The sequence below is a fragment of the Enterobacter sp. C6 genome, from assembly GCF_008122455.1.
GTDB lineage: Bacteria > Pseudomonadota > Gammaproteobacteria > Enterobacterales > Enterobacteriaceae > Enterobacter > Enterobacter pseudoroggenkampii.
This window is the reverse complement of sequence record NZ_QPFW01000242.1, coordinates 26,753-42,148: the sequence shown is the minus strand read 5'-3', so window position 1 is coordinate 42,148 and position 15,396 is coordinate 26,753. Positions and strand designations below refer to the sequence as shown.

Below are 15,396 nucleotides of genomic sequence, written 5' to 3'. Positions count from 1 at the left end.
GTGTAACAGACAGGATTAATAATGATTTATGTGATGAAATGAACAGATAAGCTGCTGTTAAATATGCTTTGTAACAATTTCGACTAGAATTTATACCAGAATTAACTGGTCGAATACGTGCACTTTTTTAGAATACGCTGTTACAAAGACTATCCGAACCTTTGGGAGTACACACAATGCAAGAGAACTACAAAATTCTGGTCGTGGATGACGACATGCGCCTGCGTGCGCTGCTGGAACGTTATCTGACCGAGCAGGGCTTCCAGGTTCGTAGCGTCGCGAACGCTGAGCAGATGGACCGTCTGCTGACCCGTGAATCTTTCCACCTGATGGTTCTCGACCTGATGCTGCCTGGCGAAGACGGGCTTTCTATCTGCCGCCGTCTGCGCAGCCAGAGCAACCCGATGCCGATCATCATGGTGACGGCGAAGGGAGAAGAAGTTGACCGTATCGTGGGCCTCGAAATCGGCGCCGACGACTATATTCCAAAACCGTTTAACCCGCGTGAACTGCTGGCGCGTATTCGCGCTGTCCTTCGCCGTCAGGCTAACGAACTGCCTGGCGCGCCGTCGCAGGAAGAAGCCGTCATCGCCTTCGGCAAGTTCAAGCTGAACCTCGGTACGCGCGAGATGTTCCGTGAAGACGAGCCAATGCCGCTCACCAGCGGCGAGTTTGCGGTCCTGAAAGCGCTGGTCAGCCACCCGCGTGAACCGCTTTCCCGTGACAAGCTGATGAACCTGGCGCGCGGTCGCGAATACTCCGCAATGGAACGCTCTATTGACGTGCAGATCTCCCGCCTGCGCCGCATGGTGGAAGAAGATCCGGCGCATCCTCGTTATATTCAGACCGTATGGGGTCTGGGCTACGTGTTCGTCCCGGACGGCTCTAAAGCATGAGGCGAATGCGCTTCTCGCCGCGTAGCTCGTTTGCCCGCACCCTGTTACTGATCGTCACCCTGCTGTTCGTCAGCCTGGTGACGACCTATCTGGTGGTGCTGAACTTTGCGATCCTGCCGAGCCTCCAGCAGTTTAATAAGGTCCTGGCCTACGAAGTCCGTATGCTGATGACCGATAAACTGCAGCTGGAGGACGGCACGCAGCTCGTCGTTCCCCCGGCGTTTCGCCGTGAAATCTACCGTGAACTGGGCATTTCGCTCTACTCGAATGAAGCGGCGGAAGACGCGGGCCTGCGCTGGGCGCAGCACTATGAATTCCTCAGCCAGCAGATGGCGCAGCAGCTGGGCGGCCCGACGGAAGTGCGCGTTGAGGTCAACAAGAGCTCGCCCGTCGTCTGGCTGAAAACCTGGCTGTCACCCAATATCTGGGTGCGCGTCCCGCTGACCGAAATCCATCAGGGCGACTTCTCGCCGCTGTTCCGCTACACCCTGGCGATTATGCTGCTGGCGATAGGCGGCGCGTGGCTATTTATCCGTATACAGAACCGACCGCTGGTCGACCTGGAGCACGCTGCGCTGCAGGTCGGTAAAGGGATTATTCCTCCTCCGCTACGCGAGTATGGAGCCTCGGAAGTCCGCTCGGTGACGCGCGCGTTTAACCATATGGCGGCAGGCGTGAAGCAGCTGGCGGATGACCGTACGCTGCTGATGGCGGGCGTCAGCCATGATCTGCGCACCCCCCTGACGCGTATCCGTCTGGCGACGGAAATGATGGGAGAAGAGGACGGTTATCTTGCCGAGTCCATCAATAAGGACATCGAAGAGTGTAACGCCATCATCGAGCAGTTCATCGACTACCTGCGCACCGGTCAGGAGATGCCGATGGAGATGGCGGATCTGAACGCGGTGCTGGGTGAAGTGGTGGCGGCGGAAAGCGGCTACGAGCGCGAGATCGATACCGACCTTCAGGCTGGCGAGATCCAGGTACGTATGCACCCGCTCTCCATTAAACGCGCGGTGGCCAACATGGTGGTTAACGCGGCGCGCTACGGCAACGGCTGGATTAAGGTCAGCAGCGGCTCTGAGCTCAACCGCGCCTGGTTCCAGGTGGAAGATGACGGTCCGGGCATCAAGCCCGAGCAGCGTAAGCATCTGTTCCAGCCGTTTGTGCGCGGTGACAGCGCGCGCAGCACCAGCGGTACAGGCTTAGGCCTGGCGATTGTGCAACGTATTGTGGACAACCATAACGGGTTGCTGGAGATTGGCACCAGCGAGCGGGGTGGGTTGAGCATTCGCGCCTGGTTGCCGGTACCGGTCACGCGGGGGCAGGTGAAAGAGAGTTAAAAAAAGGGTGGCATTCGCCACCCTTTTTTACAGGTCGGGTAAGGCGAAGCCGCCACCCGACATGGACTACAGTTTTGGACCCGCATTCACCAGCGCAGCACCCGCCGGAGTATCGGTGTACTTCTCGAAGTTCTCGATAAACAGTTTCGCCAGCGATTCCGCTTTCTCACGCCACTGCTCCGGCGAACCGTACGTATTGCGCGGGTCGAGGATATGCGTATCCACACCCGGCAGCGACGTTGGGATCGCCAGGTCAAACATCGGCAGCGTGAAGGTTTCGGCGTCGTCCAGAGAACCATCCAGAATAGCGTCGATAATCGCGCGGGTATCTTTGATGGAGATACGTTTGCCGGTACCGTTCCAGCCGGTGTTCACCAGGTATGCCTGCGCGCCGGATGCCTGCATGCGTTTCACCAGCACTTCAGCGTACTGCGTCGGGTGCAGCGACAGGAAGGCCGCGCCGAAGCAGGCGGAGAAGGTTGGGGTTGGCTCCGTCACGCCGCGCTCGGTGCCCGCCAGCTTGGCGGTGAAACCGGAGAGGAAGTGGTACTGCGTCTGGCTGGCCGTCAGGCGAGACACCGGAGGCAGTACGCCGAACGCATCCGCCGTCAGGAAAATAACCTTCGTGGCATGACCCGCTTTTGACACCGGCTTCACGATATTGTCGATGTGGTAGATCGGGTAAGAGACGCGGGTGTTTTCCGTTTTCGACGCATCGTCGAAGTCGATGGAGCCGTCGGCACGCACGGTGACGTTTTCCAGCAGCGCATCGCGACGGATCGCGTGGAAGATATCCGGCTCGGCCTCTTCAGACAGGCGAATGGTCTTCGCGTAGCAGCCGCCTTCAAAGTTGAATACGCCGTCGTCATCCCAGCCGTGTTCGTCATCGCCAATCAGACGACGTTTAGGATCGGTGGACAGAGTCGTTTTCCCGGTGCCGGACAGGCCGAAGAAGACCGCCACGTCGCCTTTTTCACCGACGTTCGCCGAGCAGTGCATGGAGGCAATGCCCCGCAGCGGCAGCAGGTAGTTCATGACCGAGAACATCCCTTTCTTCATTTCGCCGCCGTACCAGGTACCGCCGATCAGCTGGATACGCTCGGTCAGGTTGAAGGCAACAAAGTTTTCGGAGTTCAGACCCTGCTCTTTCCACTGTGGGTTGGTGCATTTCGCGCCGTTCATCACGATGAAATCAGGGGTGAAGTCCTGCAGCTCTTCGTCGGTTGGACGAATAAACATGTTTTTCACGAAATGCGCCTGCCAGGCCACTTCGGTGATAAAACGTACGGAGAGACGGGTGTCGGCGTTAGCGCCGCAGAAAGCGTCGACAATAAACAAACGCTTGCCGGAAAGTTGATGGGTGACGAGCCCTTTCAGGTGCTGCCAGGTTTCCGGAGAGAGCGGTTTATTGTCGTTCTTCCCTTTGCCCTTGTCAGCCCACCACAGCGTATCGCGGGTGGTTTCGTCTCGGACGATATACTTATCTTTCGGCGAACGACCGGTAAAGATACCGGTATCGACGGCGATAGCACCAAGATTCGTCAACACACCACGCTCGTATCCTTCCAGTGCTGGATTGAGCTCTTCCTGATACAGCGTATCGTAGTCGGGGTTGTAGACGATTTCCTGGACGTCGTGAATACCATAAGCCTTGAGATCTTGCGGGGTTAAACCAGTAACACGCATATCACTGCTCCTTAGCCAATATGTACTGCCTGAAATTGTAGGGTTTTTCTGGGGTTGTTTACCGCGACGGGGCTCATAGATTCATGCATCTGGACAAAACCCTTACTAACGGAAAACGCTGCGACTCCAGTCACAGCGCAGGCGGATTATCGCAGGAATCGCTTTTTGGGTGGGGAAAATGTTCCGAAAAGGTTAAAGACTGGTGATTTTATCGGAAGGAATGTGAATGTAATCGCATACACGTAAGAAAATTACGTAAGAGTTACATAGGGAAAACGATTCAGCTTGGGTGGAGTTTTTACCCTCACCCCAGCCCTCTCCTCGAAGGGGAGAGGGTTATAGGGTGAGGGGAAAGAGGTTTAGTGAACCTGTGGATCTGCCGGGGAGGCGTTATTGCGGATCTCAGCGATATCCATTGAATTGAACACATAGTGCGTACCGCAGTAGTCACAGTGCATATCAATTTCACCGTCTTCCGCCATGATGCTGTCGATCTCTTCGTCCGGCAGGGTTTTCAGTGCGCCAGCGCAGCGTTCGCGGGAGCAGGTGCACTTAAATTCCACGGACTGCGGGTCATAAACGGTCACTTCTTCTTCGTGGTACAGACGCCACAGCACGTCAGTCGCTGACAGGTTGAACAACTCTTCCGCTTTGATGGTTTCTGTCAGCGTCGCCAGGTGCTCAAAGTCATTGGTCTGCGCGTCCTGCGCAGGCAGAACCTGCAGCAGCATACCGCCTGCAGCAGGCTGACTGTCCACTTCACCGGTGCGGATGAACAGACGCGTCGGCAGCTGTTCAGAACGCATAAAGTAATCTTCCAGGCAGGCCGCCAGGGTATCGCCTTCCAGACCCACCACGCCCTGATAGCGCTCACCTTCCTCAGGGGAGATGGTGATCACCAGGTAGCCATTACCCACCAGCGTTTTGAGGTCTGCATTTTCAGGCACGTCGCCCTGAACGCGCGCGACGCCGCGCATCTGCTGCTGGTTATTGCCGTTAATGACCGCCAGCGTCATCGGGCCGTCACCCTGCAGCTGCACGGTGATATCACCGGCAAACTTCAGCGTCGCCGTCAGCAGGCTGGTGGCAACCAGCAGTTCGCCCAACAGGGTCTTCACCGGCAGCGGGTAGTTGTGGTTTTCCAGAATCTGTTTCCAGGTTTCAGATACGGTGACCAGCTCGCCGCGCACGGCGAATTGTTCAAACAGATAGCGGTGTAATTGGTCGTGTTGGGCCATTTTCATCTCTCGTGCGGGTGAGGTTATTCAGTCTCACCGTGTTTAAATTTCATCAGGTCGCGGCGCTCTTTTTTATCCGGTCGCCGGTCCGGGTGAGGCATCGTCAGCGCGTTCATTTTGCGCGCCAGAGCGGTCTTCTCGCGCTTTTCAATGCTCTCCGCCGTCTCTTCATAAAGCAGTACGGCTTCCGTTGCGGGTCGACGTTGTTCGGTAATGGCTTTAATCACTACCGTACGTTCATCGTTGCCCTGACGCAGCGTTAAGGTGGCATTCAGCTCAACCAGCTTGCTCGGTTTGCTGCGCTGGCCGTTGTAATGCACTTTTCCGCCGTCAACCATCTCGCGGGCAAGGGCGCGTGTTTTATAAAAACGCGCAGCCCACAGCCATTTATCCAGTCTTACCCCGTCAGAGGGTTTTTCTTTCATGGCGTCTCCTTCACGGTCAGTGAGGGGATCATCTGGCGATAGTCGTTCAGTCCAGGGTGGCGCAGATAGCTTTTTTCAGCCAGGCCAGAGTCAGGATTGGTAACGCCCAAACAGTAGCGGATGCCAAACTTTGCCGCGGAATCCAGAATGGGCTCGCTGTCATCAATGAACAGCGTACGTTCTGGCTGCAAACCCGTCTCTTCCTTCACCGCATGCCACAACCGCTGATCCTCTTTCGGATAACCAAATGTGTGGGTGGAAAGTAATAAATCAAGGTGCGACGCCAGACCCGTATGCTCCAGCTTCACCGCCAGATTATGTGGATGCGCGTTGGTCAGTAAAATACGGCGCTTGCCGCTTGCTTTCAGCGCATCCAGGAACGGAACCGTATCCTCGCGCAATACGGCGCGTGGACCCTGGGCGGTCGTCATGGCACAAATATCCAGACCGAGGCGATCGCTCCAGTAGTCAAGACAGTACCAGTTTAGCGTATGTTGGACCGCGCTATATTGCGAACGAATGAATGCCTGCGCTTCTGCCGGGGAGATCCCCTGCTGCTCGCCATAGGTTTCAGGAACCAGCGTTTGCCAGAAATAGTTATCAAAGGCGAGATCGAGCAGCGTGCCGTCCATATCCAGCAGAACGGTATCAACCTCCTGCCAGGCGATATCAAGGTGCATAAGGGGGAACTCCAGCCAGAAGAAACGTGCGCGACAGGGTAGCACATCTTGTCGCGCAACGACGTTATCAGATCAGGCTCTCAGAGGAGGGGATCAGCTTAGGATTGAGGCAGTTTTCGTAATATTGCTGGATCTCGGCAAGCCGGGTGCGCGAGCGCTGGTAGCGGCGCAGGGCCATAAAGCCGTTCCAGAAAATGGCAATCAGCATTGCGGTCATCAGCAGAGAGGTGCCGATGTAACGCCATAGCCCTGCGCTATCCGGCATCCGGTGCAGGCCGATATGGCGAGTGCCGTTGGCGTCGGTGTAAAGGCTTGTGACGATCCCTTCGGCACTGAACGGCGTTTGCATCAGCATCTGCGCCAGGCGCTGGAATTGGCTCCACTGCTCCTGCGCCGGGTAGTCGTAAAGCGCAACCTGCGGGTAAGGCTGATCGACCAGGTCGCTGCCCTCATCGCTGACAATCACAAACCCACCCGGTGCCGGGCTGTTCAGCGCCTGAGCCGCACGGGTGGTCTCGCGCATCATGAACGGCGAGGTGGAGGTGGCGACCAGGTTATCCAGCGATTCAGCGCTCACCGGACGCAGCAGCACGTTAACACCGTCCAGTCGTCCCGCTTCGGCGCGTTTCACCAGCGAGTCCCAGTCTTTACTGTTACCCAGGTTTACCAGGGCGTTTTTAAGACGTATGCACTCATCCTGAGAGGAGCATAAATCCTGCGTTTTCAGGACGATGTCACCAAAATCATCCAGCAGAACCATGCCTGATTTTTGAATGGCAGAGCGCAGCGCGGGGCTGACGCGCGAGTCATCGTCCGTTTTCGGGTGCAGCTGGCGGTTCACCGTCTGGGTAAGGGCCGTGGCTTTATTCACCACTTCGGATTCCGGCAGCGGCAGCGGCGGAGCGTCGTTCCAGATAATTTGCGAGCAGTCGAACGGCATAAACGGCGAATTCTGGCGGGTGTTCCACGCCCCCGGGGTGTGAATATTACACATCCCGGTACCCTTCAGGCGCAGCGTGTCCCCCACGCGCACACCGGCTTCATCCAGCTTGTTGACGCTGGTCGCTTCGATGGTTTGCGCCCCTTTGATCCACGACAGGGTGAATTTGATGGGCATATCCAGCGGCACGAAAAGCAGCAGCATGACTAAGACCAGCGCCGCGCCTCCGGCAATGACCGTGCTGCGAAGCCAGTGCTGAAGCGGGAAATTTTTCACTTCATCATGCAGGGATAAGAAGCGCCCCTGACGCACAACGTGTCGGTCAAGGTAGATATCAATATCCGTTTTCTGACCCAGGTCCTGCGCAATCCACGGTTGCCAGTGGCGCGGGTAGATCAGGTCGATAATACCGAGCGAAATATTATTGAGATGTTCCTGATCGTTTTCACCGAACAGGCCCCAGCGCTTTGGCGTACCGCGCAGGCAGTGGATCTCGCGCAACGAGGTTTTGGCCGGTGGGGCAAAGAGACCCCAAAGCCCGGCCGCCAGCAGCAGCACCGCGCCTCCCGCCAGCCAGGGGACAAACACATCCGGCGTCAACAGGCAGACAAAAAAGAGCAGGAAGGCGGAGACGATCAGAAGCGCTTCACGAATGCCGTCCGGGCGGCTCAGGGCGTACTCTTCATGGGTTTCCTGGCGAATATTCAGCAGTTCGATCTGCTCAGTCTCTTCGCCACGAATGGAAGCCTGCGTTGAACTCGCACGCTCCAGCGCAAAACGCGGGGCTTCCTGAAGGTATTCATTCAGCGTGTGGCCGTTAAGCGAAATAACCAGGGGCAACGAATCGGTGTGAATCAGCTCAACGCTGTTTTCGTCATTAATGTATTGCTCCCAGGACGGAGGGAGATGCACTTCGACGGAATCCAGGTAATAGCGCCATTTGTTGGGGTCATCAGTGGTGATGCCATAGCGCGTGATGGAGCGCGTCACGCAGAGCACGGTATCACTTTGCGCATTGAGCTTTAGCGCGACGGGGGCGGCGGTAGCTCCCGTTGGCCCAGGCGTGAGCTGAGAACGGTTCAGGATTTCGAGATAGTTTTCAACTGCATCGCGCTCGTCTTGCGTGAGTTTACGCGTGGTCGCGCCCGCAAATGCATTTAAAAAGGGCAGACGATAACGGCGCTGTACGCGGCGCCTGTACATCCACCCTGCAACCAATGCGCCGGCCAGCATAGCAGCGAGAACAATCAAAATGGTGCTCATGCTTTCCCCATCTTACTTATCTTACAGGTGTAGTCAGTAGCACCTTTACATTGAATGAGTGTCTGTGGTTGGCTATCGGCAAGTATGGAGTCGAACTTGAGCATTCTGAAGCGCATCCCAGTGACCGGTGATGATAGCAAAGCCTGTTATGGCGCGATATCAGCAAATTCCTGGAAACATTTCAACCTCTTGACATTTGTTTTGAATTGAGGATTGATTCCTGCTACGTTGCACAAATGTAAATACAGAACAATTGACATTGCCGAAACCGTGCGGCGTATCGCACAATAACCCCAGTTCTCACTGCTAAGACCCATCACGATGAGCAAACCACTACAAAAACCCACCATTCTGAATGTTGAAACTGTCGCCAAATCGCGGCTGTTTAATGTTGAAAGTGTGGACCTGGAGTTCAGCAACGGTGTGCGTCGCGTTTATGAACGTATGCGCCCCTCGTCGCGCGAAGCGGTGATGATTATTCCCATTATCGACGATCATCTGATTTTGATCCGCGAATACGCTGTGGGAACGGAATCTTACGAGCTTGGGTTCTCGAAAGGGCTTATCGATCCGGGTGAAACCGTCTTTGAAGCGGCAAACCGCGAGCTGAAAGAAGAGGTCGGTTTCGGGGCGAATGAGCTTTCATTCCTGAAAAAACTGAGCATGGCGCCGTCTTATTTTTCCAGCAAAATGAATATTGTGGTCGCTGAAGATCTCTATCCTGAATCGCTGGAAGGGGATGAGCCGGAGCCGCTGCCGCAGGTTCGCTGGCCGCTGGCGCACCTGATGGATCTGCTGGAAGACCCTGACTTTAATGAGGCTCGCAATGTGAGCGCACTGTTCCTGGTACGGGAGTGGTTGAAGGGGCAGGGGCGACTGTAGGCCATAAAAAAGCCGGGTGGCGGCTTCGCCTTACCCGGCCTACGATGCTTTGCCCGGTTTTTACCGGGCATTTTTATTTTTAGAACAGCTCGTGCGTTTCGCCGTTATCGATGATCTCTGTACCCACCTCGTGCACCGCCTGTGTGGTTGGCTGCGTGCCCTCAATGAAATACTCTTCGCGACTGTTACCGCCGTTGGCGAGCTGGCCCGTGCTGCGGTCGATATTGACCGTCACCACGCCCGGCGGTGGCGTCAGCGGCTGCTCCGGCACGCCTTCAAGAACGGACTTCATGTAGGCGTCCCAGGCCGGCTGCGCGCTCTTCGCTCCGCCTTCGTAGCCGGAAATCTGATCCTTAATCGCGCCGGAGGCCGTGGTACGCCCTAAATCGCGGCGGTGATCGTCGAAGCCGATCCAGACCGATGTCACCACGCCCGGCCCGTAACCGGAGAACCACGCGTCTTTCGAGCTGTTGGTTGTCCCCGTTTTACCGCCGATATCATGGCGCTGCAAATCACGTCCTGCACGCCAGCCGGTACCCTGCCAGCCCGGTTCACCGAAGATGTTGGTGTTCAGCGCGCTTTTGATCAGGAACGACAGCGGCGTGTTGATCACATGCGGGGCATACTGCTGCGCACCGGTCTGCGCCACCAGCGCCTGGTTCGCCTGTTCCAGCTGCGGCTGCGGCACAACGCCGTTCTGCTGCTCCTGCGACACGGCCGGGTCTTCCATGTCCTTGTTTTCAAGCACGTCGGATTTCGGCGTATTGCCATAAATGACTGGAATATCGCAGTCAGGGCAGGCAATTTTCGGCTTCGCTTCAAACAGCACGCCACCCTGGTCGTTCTCGATCTTGCTGATGAAGTACGGATCAATCAGGAAGCCGCCGTTGGCCATCACCGAGTACCCGCGTGCAACCTGAAGCGGCGTAAAGGAGGCTGAGCCCAACGCCAGCGACTCGGTGCGAACGATATTCTGCGCCGGGAAGCCGAAGCGCTGCAGATACTCTGCGGCATAGTCGACGCCCATCGCGCGCATGGCGCGTACCATCACCACGTTTTTCGACTGTCCCAGGCCCTGACGAAGACGAATAGGACCGGCATACTCCGCAGGGGAGTTCTTCGGCTGCCAGTCGGAACCGGCACCGGCATCCCAGCGGGAAATTGGCACGTCGTTAAGGATGCTGGCGAGGGTCAAGCCCTTATCCATCGCTGCCGTGTAGAGGAACGGTTTGATATTGGAACCGACCTGACGCAGCGCCTGGGTGGCGCGGTTAAATTTGCTCTGGTTGAAATCAAACCCGCCGACCAGGGCCAGGATGGCGCCGTTCTGCGGGTTGATAGAGACCAGGGCCGAGTTGACGTCCGGCACCTGCGCCAGCCACCAGGATTCACCTACCTTGCGCACCCAGATTTGCTGCCCGGTTTGTACCGCGTCGGTCACTTTACGCGGCGTGGCGCCCTGCAGCGTATCCGAGCGGTACGGACGCGCCCAGCGGATACCGTCCATACGCAGGGAGACGGAGGTACCGTCCGCAAGCGTCGCAACGGCCTCCTGAGGATCGGCCTGTGTCACCACGGCAGGAAGGAGCGGACCGTAGGTTGGCAGCGCCTTCAGCGTACTGGTGATTTTTTTGCTGTCCCACGCGCTTTCGCCCACTTTCCACAGCACGTTTGACGGGCCGCGATAGCCGTGACGCATATCGTAGTCCATCACGTTGTTGCGTACCGCTTCCTGCGCCGCCTGCTGAACTTTGCGGGTGACGGTGGTGTACACGCGATAGCCATCTTCATAGGCCTTGTCGCCATAACGATTCACCATCTCCTGGCGAACCATCTCGGTCAGGTAAGGGGAGGCGAAGGCGATCTCAGGGGCGTGGTAGTTAGCGTCAATGACATCGTTACGCGCCTGCTCGTACTCGCTCTGGCTGATGTAGCCTTCGCTCAGCATACGTGACAGGACGACGTTCCGACGCGCGGTGGCGCGATCGAGCGAGTAGAGCGGGTTAAACGTGGACGGCGCTTTTGGCAGACCGGCAATGGTTGCCATTTCGCTTAAGGTGAGTTGCTCAACAGGCTTACCGAAGTACACCTGTGCGGCAGCCCCCACGCCATAGGCGCGGTAGCCCAGGTAGATTTTGTTGAGGTACAGCTCAAGGATTTCGTCTTTGCTCAGCAGCTGTTCAATACGGATCGCAAGGAACACCTCTTTGATCTTACGTATCAGCGTCTTTTCAGGGCTGAGGAAGAAGTTACGCGCCAGCTGCTGCGTAATGGTACTCGCTCCCTGAGAGGCGTGACCAGAGAACAGCGCAATGCTCGCGGCGCGGAAAATCCCCACAGGATCGACACCGTGGTGCTCGTAAAAACGGCTGTCCTCCGTGGCGATAAAGGCTTTCACCATCACGGGGGGAATTTGGTTTAAGGTCAGCGGAATACGACGCTTCTCGCCATACTGCGCCATGAGCTCGCCATCGGCGCTATAGACTTGCATCGGGATCTGGAGTCGCACATCGCGAAGCGTGGCGACATCAGGTAGCTGTGGCTCAATATATTTGTACAAACCGTAAATCGAGCCTGCTCCCAGCAGAATGCAACAGACTGCAAGGATGAATAAATACTTTACGAACTTCACCGGAGATTTCCCATTTGGTTTCACTTGGGCAGTTTCTAAACAATCGCGCGGTAGTATAAAGGCAAGCCTGATTCATTGATATAGCCGTCAGGGTGACGGGCGATAAGGAGATCGTGAAGCATGGCTTTCAAAACATGGCAAACGGGCATTCATATTCAACAGGATAGGGTACTGATCGTCGCACTGGCCCGGGAGAAGTCCGGCTGGTGTTTGCGGCGCTGGTGGGCAATCCCGCTGGCTGAAGGCATCATTCGTGACGGCAAAATTTATCAGCCAGAACAGCTGGTTGATGCGTTACGCGACTGGCGAAAAACGCTGCCGCACTACCACCGGGCGTTCCTCTCTTTCCCGACAGCCCGCACCCTGCAGCGGTCGCTTGCCCGCCCGACCGTTGCGCTGCGCGACAGCGAGCAGCTCTCATGGCTTGGCGCCGCGCTCGCCCGCGAACTGGAGATGTCTGCCGATACGCTCTGTTTCGATTACGTGCAGGATACGTTCAGCAATACCTTTCAGGTGACAGCCGCACAAAACAACGAGGTCGACACCCTTCTGGCGCTGGCGAAGGCGCTGCGTTTGCGGCTGATGACCATTACGCCGGATGCCAGCGCTCTGGCGAATCTTCTTCCTGCGGTGACACCAGCGAAGTGCATCGCCTGGCGGGACGAGCGGCAGTGGCTCTGGGCGATGCGCCACCAGTGGGGACGACGCTTTACCACAGAAGCAGACAATGTGGCTGAGCTGTCGGCGCTGCTGGCGCTTGGTCCGGATGACATCGCGCTGTTTGATAGCCGACGTGACCCGTGGGAAATCCTTGAGCGCTGCCATGCCCCGCTGCCGGACTGCGGCGCTGATTATACCGTTGCGCTGGCGCTGGCCATGAGCGAGGTGCCCGGATGAGCATCATGAACTTTCTGCCCTGGCGTCAGCAGCGACGCGCGCGATGCCTGCGTTTCTGGGGCGCAATGTGTGTCGGTACCGTACTGTTAATCTTCATGGCCATTTTCTGTCTGCGGATGAACCCTCTTATGAGGCTGCACGCGCTGCAAACGGATCTGACGGGCATGCAGGCCGTGCAGCATGTGCTTCTCTCCCGGCAGAGACTCGCCTCACAGGCGCAGCTGCCAGCGAAGGAAATTCAACGACGTGCATGGCAACCGGTGCTGGAAGCCCTTTCCCGCACCATTCCGGCACAGGTCTGGCTGACAGAGCTGCGCTATCAGCCTCCTGCTCTGATGCTGAGCGGGTATGCCATAACCCTGCCGGCCCTGTCTGCTCTGCGCGATGCGCTTGGCCAAATAGCGGGTTTTACGCCAGGGACGGCGGGTGAGCTTCGGCGGGACAGCCAGGGGCGCTGGATGTTCACCCTTCAGCTTAAAAGCGAGGGGTAACGCGTGGATACCCTGTTAGAACGCTGGTGCGAAAGCCGTCCCTGGTATCGGGTGCTCTTCTGGTGTCTGGGGAGTCTCCTGGCAGGACTGGCCGCGTGGGGCACCTTGCTCAGACCGGTAGAGAGGCAGTGTGCTGAACGACAGCGCCAGCTGATTCAGGACACGAGAGCTAACGCAGCGTTATGGCCTGCGGTCAGAAAGGTGCCGTTTCGTCCGGAAACGCCGGAATCACGGGAGATGATATCTTTTTCCCCGCTCGATTTTCAGGGTGATAACACGACGCTGGTTCACTGGAAGCCGCTGCAGAACGGAGGGGAACTGATGCTGGAGGTTGAGTGGCAGGCGCTTCCGGCGCTTTTTTCCCGGCTGGCGCAGCGGGATGTGCAGATCGCCGCTTTTGCGATTTCGCCACAAGGTACGGCGTTGCGCCTGCGGCTGGAGCTGGCACATGCGAAATAGCGCGCGATATTTGCTGGTTTGCTCAGCGCTGCTATTGACCGGCATGCGCGATCCGTTTCACCCGCCGGACGATCCCTGCGCCATTGGCGAGCTGGCGCAGTGGCACTATCGCGGCATGGTGGGAGGACAGCAGGCTATCGGCATTTTACAGGATGGGCAAAAGCGCTGGTACCGGCTGAAAACGCATGAGCGCTTCCCGGCAGGCTGGACGATAACAGCCATCAATGCAACGGAACTGGTTGTTGATGTGGGTGACACATGTGAACCAGAAAAATGGACGTGGCAACGAGAAGGAACGGATAAGAATGAATTTACGGATAATGCTGTGGCTGCTGGCGTTCAGCCATCCGCTGTGGGCCGCCGCGCCAAAACCGGTCACGCTGGTGGTGGATGACGTTCCTGTGGTCCAGGTGTTACAGGCCCTGGTCGCACATGAGAACCGTAATCTGGTGGTCTCGCCTGATGTCAACGGCACGATTTCGCTCAACCTGACGCACGTCCCCTGGCGGCAGGCGTTACGGACGGTAGTCTCCAGTGCCGGACTTGTCCTGCGCGAGGACGCGGGCATTTTTTACGTGCATACCGCCGCCTGGCAGCGTGAACAGCAGGAACGTTCAGAACAGGAGCGGGCGCGTCGACAGCTTGATGCGCCGCTGGTGTCTCACACTATCCCTTTTTCCTATGCCGATGCCGGAGAGCTGCAAAAAGCCGCGGAAAAACTCCTGAGCCCGAAGGGGAGTTTATCTGTCGACAAACGCACCAACCGCCTGCTGATCCGGGATAACCAGACGGTGGTGGAGACGCTGCAGCGCTGGGCCGCTCAGATGGATATTCCCGTCGAACAGGTCGAGCTGGCGGCGCACATTGTGACCATTAATGAAAAAAGCCTGCGTGAGCTGGGAGTGAAGTGGAATCTCGCCGACGCCACCGACGCGGGCAAGGTTGGCCAGCTCACCACGCTTGGCAGCGATCTTTCCGTCGCCAGCGCCACCAGCCACGTGGGTTTTAACATCGGACGGATCAATGGTCGGCTGCTGGATCTGGAGCTCTCTGCGCTGGAGCAAAAACAGCAGGTCGATATCATCGCCAGCCCGCGGCTGCTGGCCTCGCATATGCAGCCGGCCAGTATCAAGCAGGGGAGTGAGATCCCGTATCAGGTCTCAAGCGGTGAAAGCGGCGCCACCTCCGTTGAGTTTAAGGAAGCGGTATTAGGGATGGAGGTCACGCCGGTGGTGTTACCGGGAGGGCGCGTGCGCCTGAAATTGCACATCAGCGAAAATATGCCGGGACAGGTTCTGCAGCAGGCGGACGGCGAAACGCTGGCGATCGACAAACAGGAGATAGAAACCCAGGTGGAGGTAAAAAGTGGAGAAACGCTGGCGTTGGGCGGAATTTTTTCGCAGAAGAACAAAACCGGCAGTGACAGCGTACCGGGGCTGGGAAAAATCCCCTGGCTTGGTCAGCTTTTTCGCCATGACGGGAAAGACAACGAACGGCGGGAGTTAGTGGTGTTTATTACACCACGTCTGGTCGGTATTCGCTGACGGGTAACGATCCCCGCAAT

At 57.3% G+C, this 15,396-nt stretch carries 14 protein-coding genes; 8 read left to right on the top strand and 6 right to left on the bottom strand.

Annotated elements, in window-relative coordinates; translation table 11 throughout:
* Positions 1-176: 176 nt before the first annotated feature.
* Both ompR and envZ read left to right on the top strand, forming a co-directional pair.
* On the top strand, positions 177-896 hold the full coding sequence (gene ompR / locus DOU50_RS18375; protein WP_001157751.1) for a two-component system response regulator OmpR: 720 nt from the start codon (positions 177-179) through the stop codon (positions 894-896).
* Entirely contained in the window at positions 893-2,239 is a 1,347-nt protein-coding gene (gene envZ / locus DOU50_RS18370) for a two-component system sensor histidine kinase EnvZ (protein WP_008503047.1), read from the top strand. The genes ompR and envZ overlap by 4 nt, the downstream gene beginning before the upstream one ends.
* 66 nt (positions 2,240-2,305) lie before the next feature.
* Here envZ and pckA read toward each other — a convergent pair whose 3' ends face one another.
* From pckA to DOU50_RS18345, 5 genes are all read right to left on the bottom strand, one after another.
* Positions 2,306-3,925 carry a phosphoenolpyruvate carboxykinase (ATP) gene (pckA, locus tag DOU50_RS18365; protein WP_148769876.1) on the bottom strand — a complete coding sequence of 540 codons (1,620 nt, stop codon included), beginning with the start codon at positions 3,923-3,925 and terminating at the stop codon, positions 2,306-2,308.
* A gap of 359 nt (positions 3,926-4,284) precedes the next feature.
* A complete protein-coding gene (gene hslO, locus DOU50_RS18360; RefSeq protein ID WP_194266160.1) occupies positions 4,285-5,169 on the bottom strand; it encodes an Hsp33 family molecular chaperone HslO in 885 nt (294 codons plus the stop codon).
* Between the two features lie 17 nt (positions 5,170-5,186).
* Positions 5,187-5,588 carry a ribosome-associated heat shock protein Hsp15 gene (gene hslR / locus DOU50_RS18355; RefSeq protein WP_023333710.1) on the bottom strand — a complete coding sequence of 134 codons (402 nt, stop codon included), beginning with the start codon at positions 5,586-5,588 and terminating at the stop codon, positions 5,187-5,189.
* Positions 5,585-6,268, bottom strand: coding sequence for a GMP/IMP nucleotidase (gene yrfG / locus DOU50_RS18350; protein ID WP_024907913.1), 684 nt, complete (start codon positions 6,266-6,268; stop codon positions 5,585-5,587). Before yrfG ends, hslR begins: the two co-directional genes overlap by 4 nt.
* Positions 6,269-6,335: 67 nt before the next feature.
* Positions 6,336-8,471: an intracellular growth attenuator family protein gene (locus DOU50_RS18345; RefSeq protein ID WP_061716367.1), complete on the bottom strand. Its 2,136-nt coding sequence runs from the start codon at positions 8,469-8,471 to the stop codon at positions 6,336-6,338.
* Between the two features lie 321 nt (positions 8,472-8,792).
* Here DOU50_RS18345 and nudE point away from each other — a divergent pair, with 321 nt between their 5' ends.
* Positions 8,793-9,353 carry an ADP compounds hydrolase NudE gene (gene nudE, locus DOU50_RS18340; protein WP_023333707.1) on the top strand — a complete coding sequence of 187 codons (561 nt, stop codon included), beginning with the start codon at positions 8,793-8,795 and terminating at the stop codon, positions 9,351-9,353.
* Between the two features lie 79 nt (positions 9,354-9,432).
* Here the strand turns inward: nudE and mrcA are convergent, their stop codons facing one another.
* A complete protein-coding gene (mrcA, locus tag DOU50_RS18335; protein WP_032648328.1) occupies positions 9,433-11,985 on the bottom strand; it encodes a peptidoglycan glycosyltransferase/peptidoglycan DD-transpeptidase MrcA in 2,553 nt (850 codons plus the stop codon).
* A gap of 120 nt (positions 11,986-12,105) precedes the next feature.
* On the opposite strand from mrcA, the gene pilM reads away from it, so the two are divergent.
* The 5 genes from pilM to hofQ are packed head-to-tail and all read left to right on the top strand — an operon-like array spanning position 12,106 to position 15,376.
* Complete coding sequence (gene pilM / locus DOU50_RS18330) at positions 12,106-12,882, top strand: pilus assembly protein PilM (protein WP_148769873.1); 777 nt, start codon at positions 12,106-12,108, stop codon at positions 12,880-12,882.
* Positions 12,879-13,373 (top strand): PilN domain-containing protein, encoded by a 495-nt coding sequence (locus tag DOU50_RS18325; RefSeq protein ID WP_148769872.1) that lies wholly within the window; start codon positions 12,879-12,881, stop codon positions 13,371-13,373. The genes pilM and DOU50_RS18325 overlap by 4 nt, the downstream gene beginning before the upstream one ends.
* A 3-nt stretch (positions 13,374-13,376) precedes the next feature.
* Positions 13,377-13,832 carry a HofO gene (locus DOU50_RS18320; protein WP_148769871.1) on the top strand — a complete coding sequence of 152 codons (456 nt, stop codon included), beginning with the start codon at positions 13,377-13,379 and terminating at the stop codon, positions 13,830-13,832.
* Positions 13,822-14,226 carry a HofP DNA utilization family protein gene (locus DOU50_RS18315; protein WP_032645261.1) on the top strand — a complete coding sequence of 135 codons (405 nt, stop codon included), beginning with the start codon at positions 13,822-13,824 and terminating at the stop codon, positions 14,224-14,226. Before DOU50_RS18320 ends, DOU50_RS18315 begins: the two co-directional genes overlap by 11 nt.
* A complete protein-coding gene (hofQ, locus tag DOU50_RS18310; RefSeq protein ID WP_148769870.1) occupies positions 14,138-15,376 on the top strand; it encodes a DNA uptake porin HofQ in 1,239 nt (412 codons plus the stop codon). Before DOU50_RS18315 ends, hofQ begins: the two co-directional genes overlap by 89 nt.
* Positions 15,377-15,396 lie beyond the last annotated feature (20 nt).

What these genes read in the sequence shown, in the direction of transcription:
- ompR (WP_001157751.1), top strand. Translation starts at nt 177, where the DNA reads ATGCAAGAGAACTACAAAATTCTGGTCGTGGATGACGACATGCGCCTG.
- envZ (WP_008503047.1), top strand. Translation starts at nt 893, where the DNA reads ATGAGGCGAATGCGCTTCTCGCCGCGTAGCTCGTTTGCCCGCACCCTG.
- pckA (WP_148769876.1), bottom strand. Translation starts at nt 3,925, where the DNA reads ATGCGTGTTACTGGTTTAACCCCGCAAGATCTCAAGGCTTATGGTATT.
- hslO (WP_194266160.1), bottom strand. Translation starts at nt 5,169, where the DNA reads ATGAAAATGGCCCAACACGACCAATTACACCGCTATCTGTTTGAACAA.
- hslR (WP_023333710.1), bottom strand. Translation starts at nt 5,588, where the DNA reads ATGAAAGAAAAACCCTCTGACGGGGTAAGACTGGATAAATGGCTGTGG.
- yrfG (WP_024907913.1), bottom strand. Translation starts at nt 6,268, where the DNA reads ATGCACCTTGATATCGCCTGGCAGGAGGTTGATACCGTTCTGCTGGAT.
- DOU50_RS18345 (WP_061716367.1), bottom strand. Translation starts at nt 8,471, where the DNA reads ATGAGCACCATTTTGATTGTTCTCGCTGCTATGCTGGCCGGCGCATTG.
- nudE (WP_023333707.1), top strand. Translation starts at nt 8,793, where the DNA reads ATGAGCAAACCACTACAAAAACCCACCATTCTGAATGTTGAAACTGTC.
- pilM (WP_148769873.1), top strand. Translation starts at nt 12,106, where the DNA reads ATGGCTTTCAAAACATGGCAAACGGGCATTCATATTCAACAGGATAGG.
- DOU50_RS18325 (WP_148769872.1), top strand. Translation starts at nt 12,879, where the DNA reads ATGAGCATCATGAACTTTCTGCCCTGGCGTCAGCAGCGACGCGCGCGA.
- DOU50_RS18315 (WP_032645261.1), top strand. Translation starts at nt 13,822, where the DNA reads ATGCGAAATAGCGCGCGATATTTGCTGGTTTGCTCAGCGCTGCTATTG.
- hofQ (WP_148769870.1), top strand. Translation starts at nt 14,138, where the DNA reads ATGAATTTACGGATAATGCTGTGGCTGCTGGCGTTCAGCCATCCGCTG.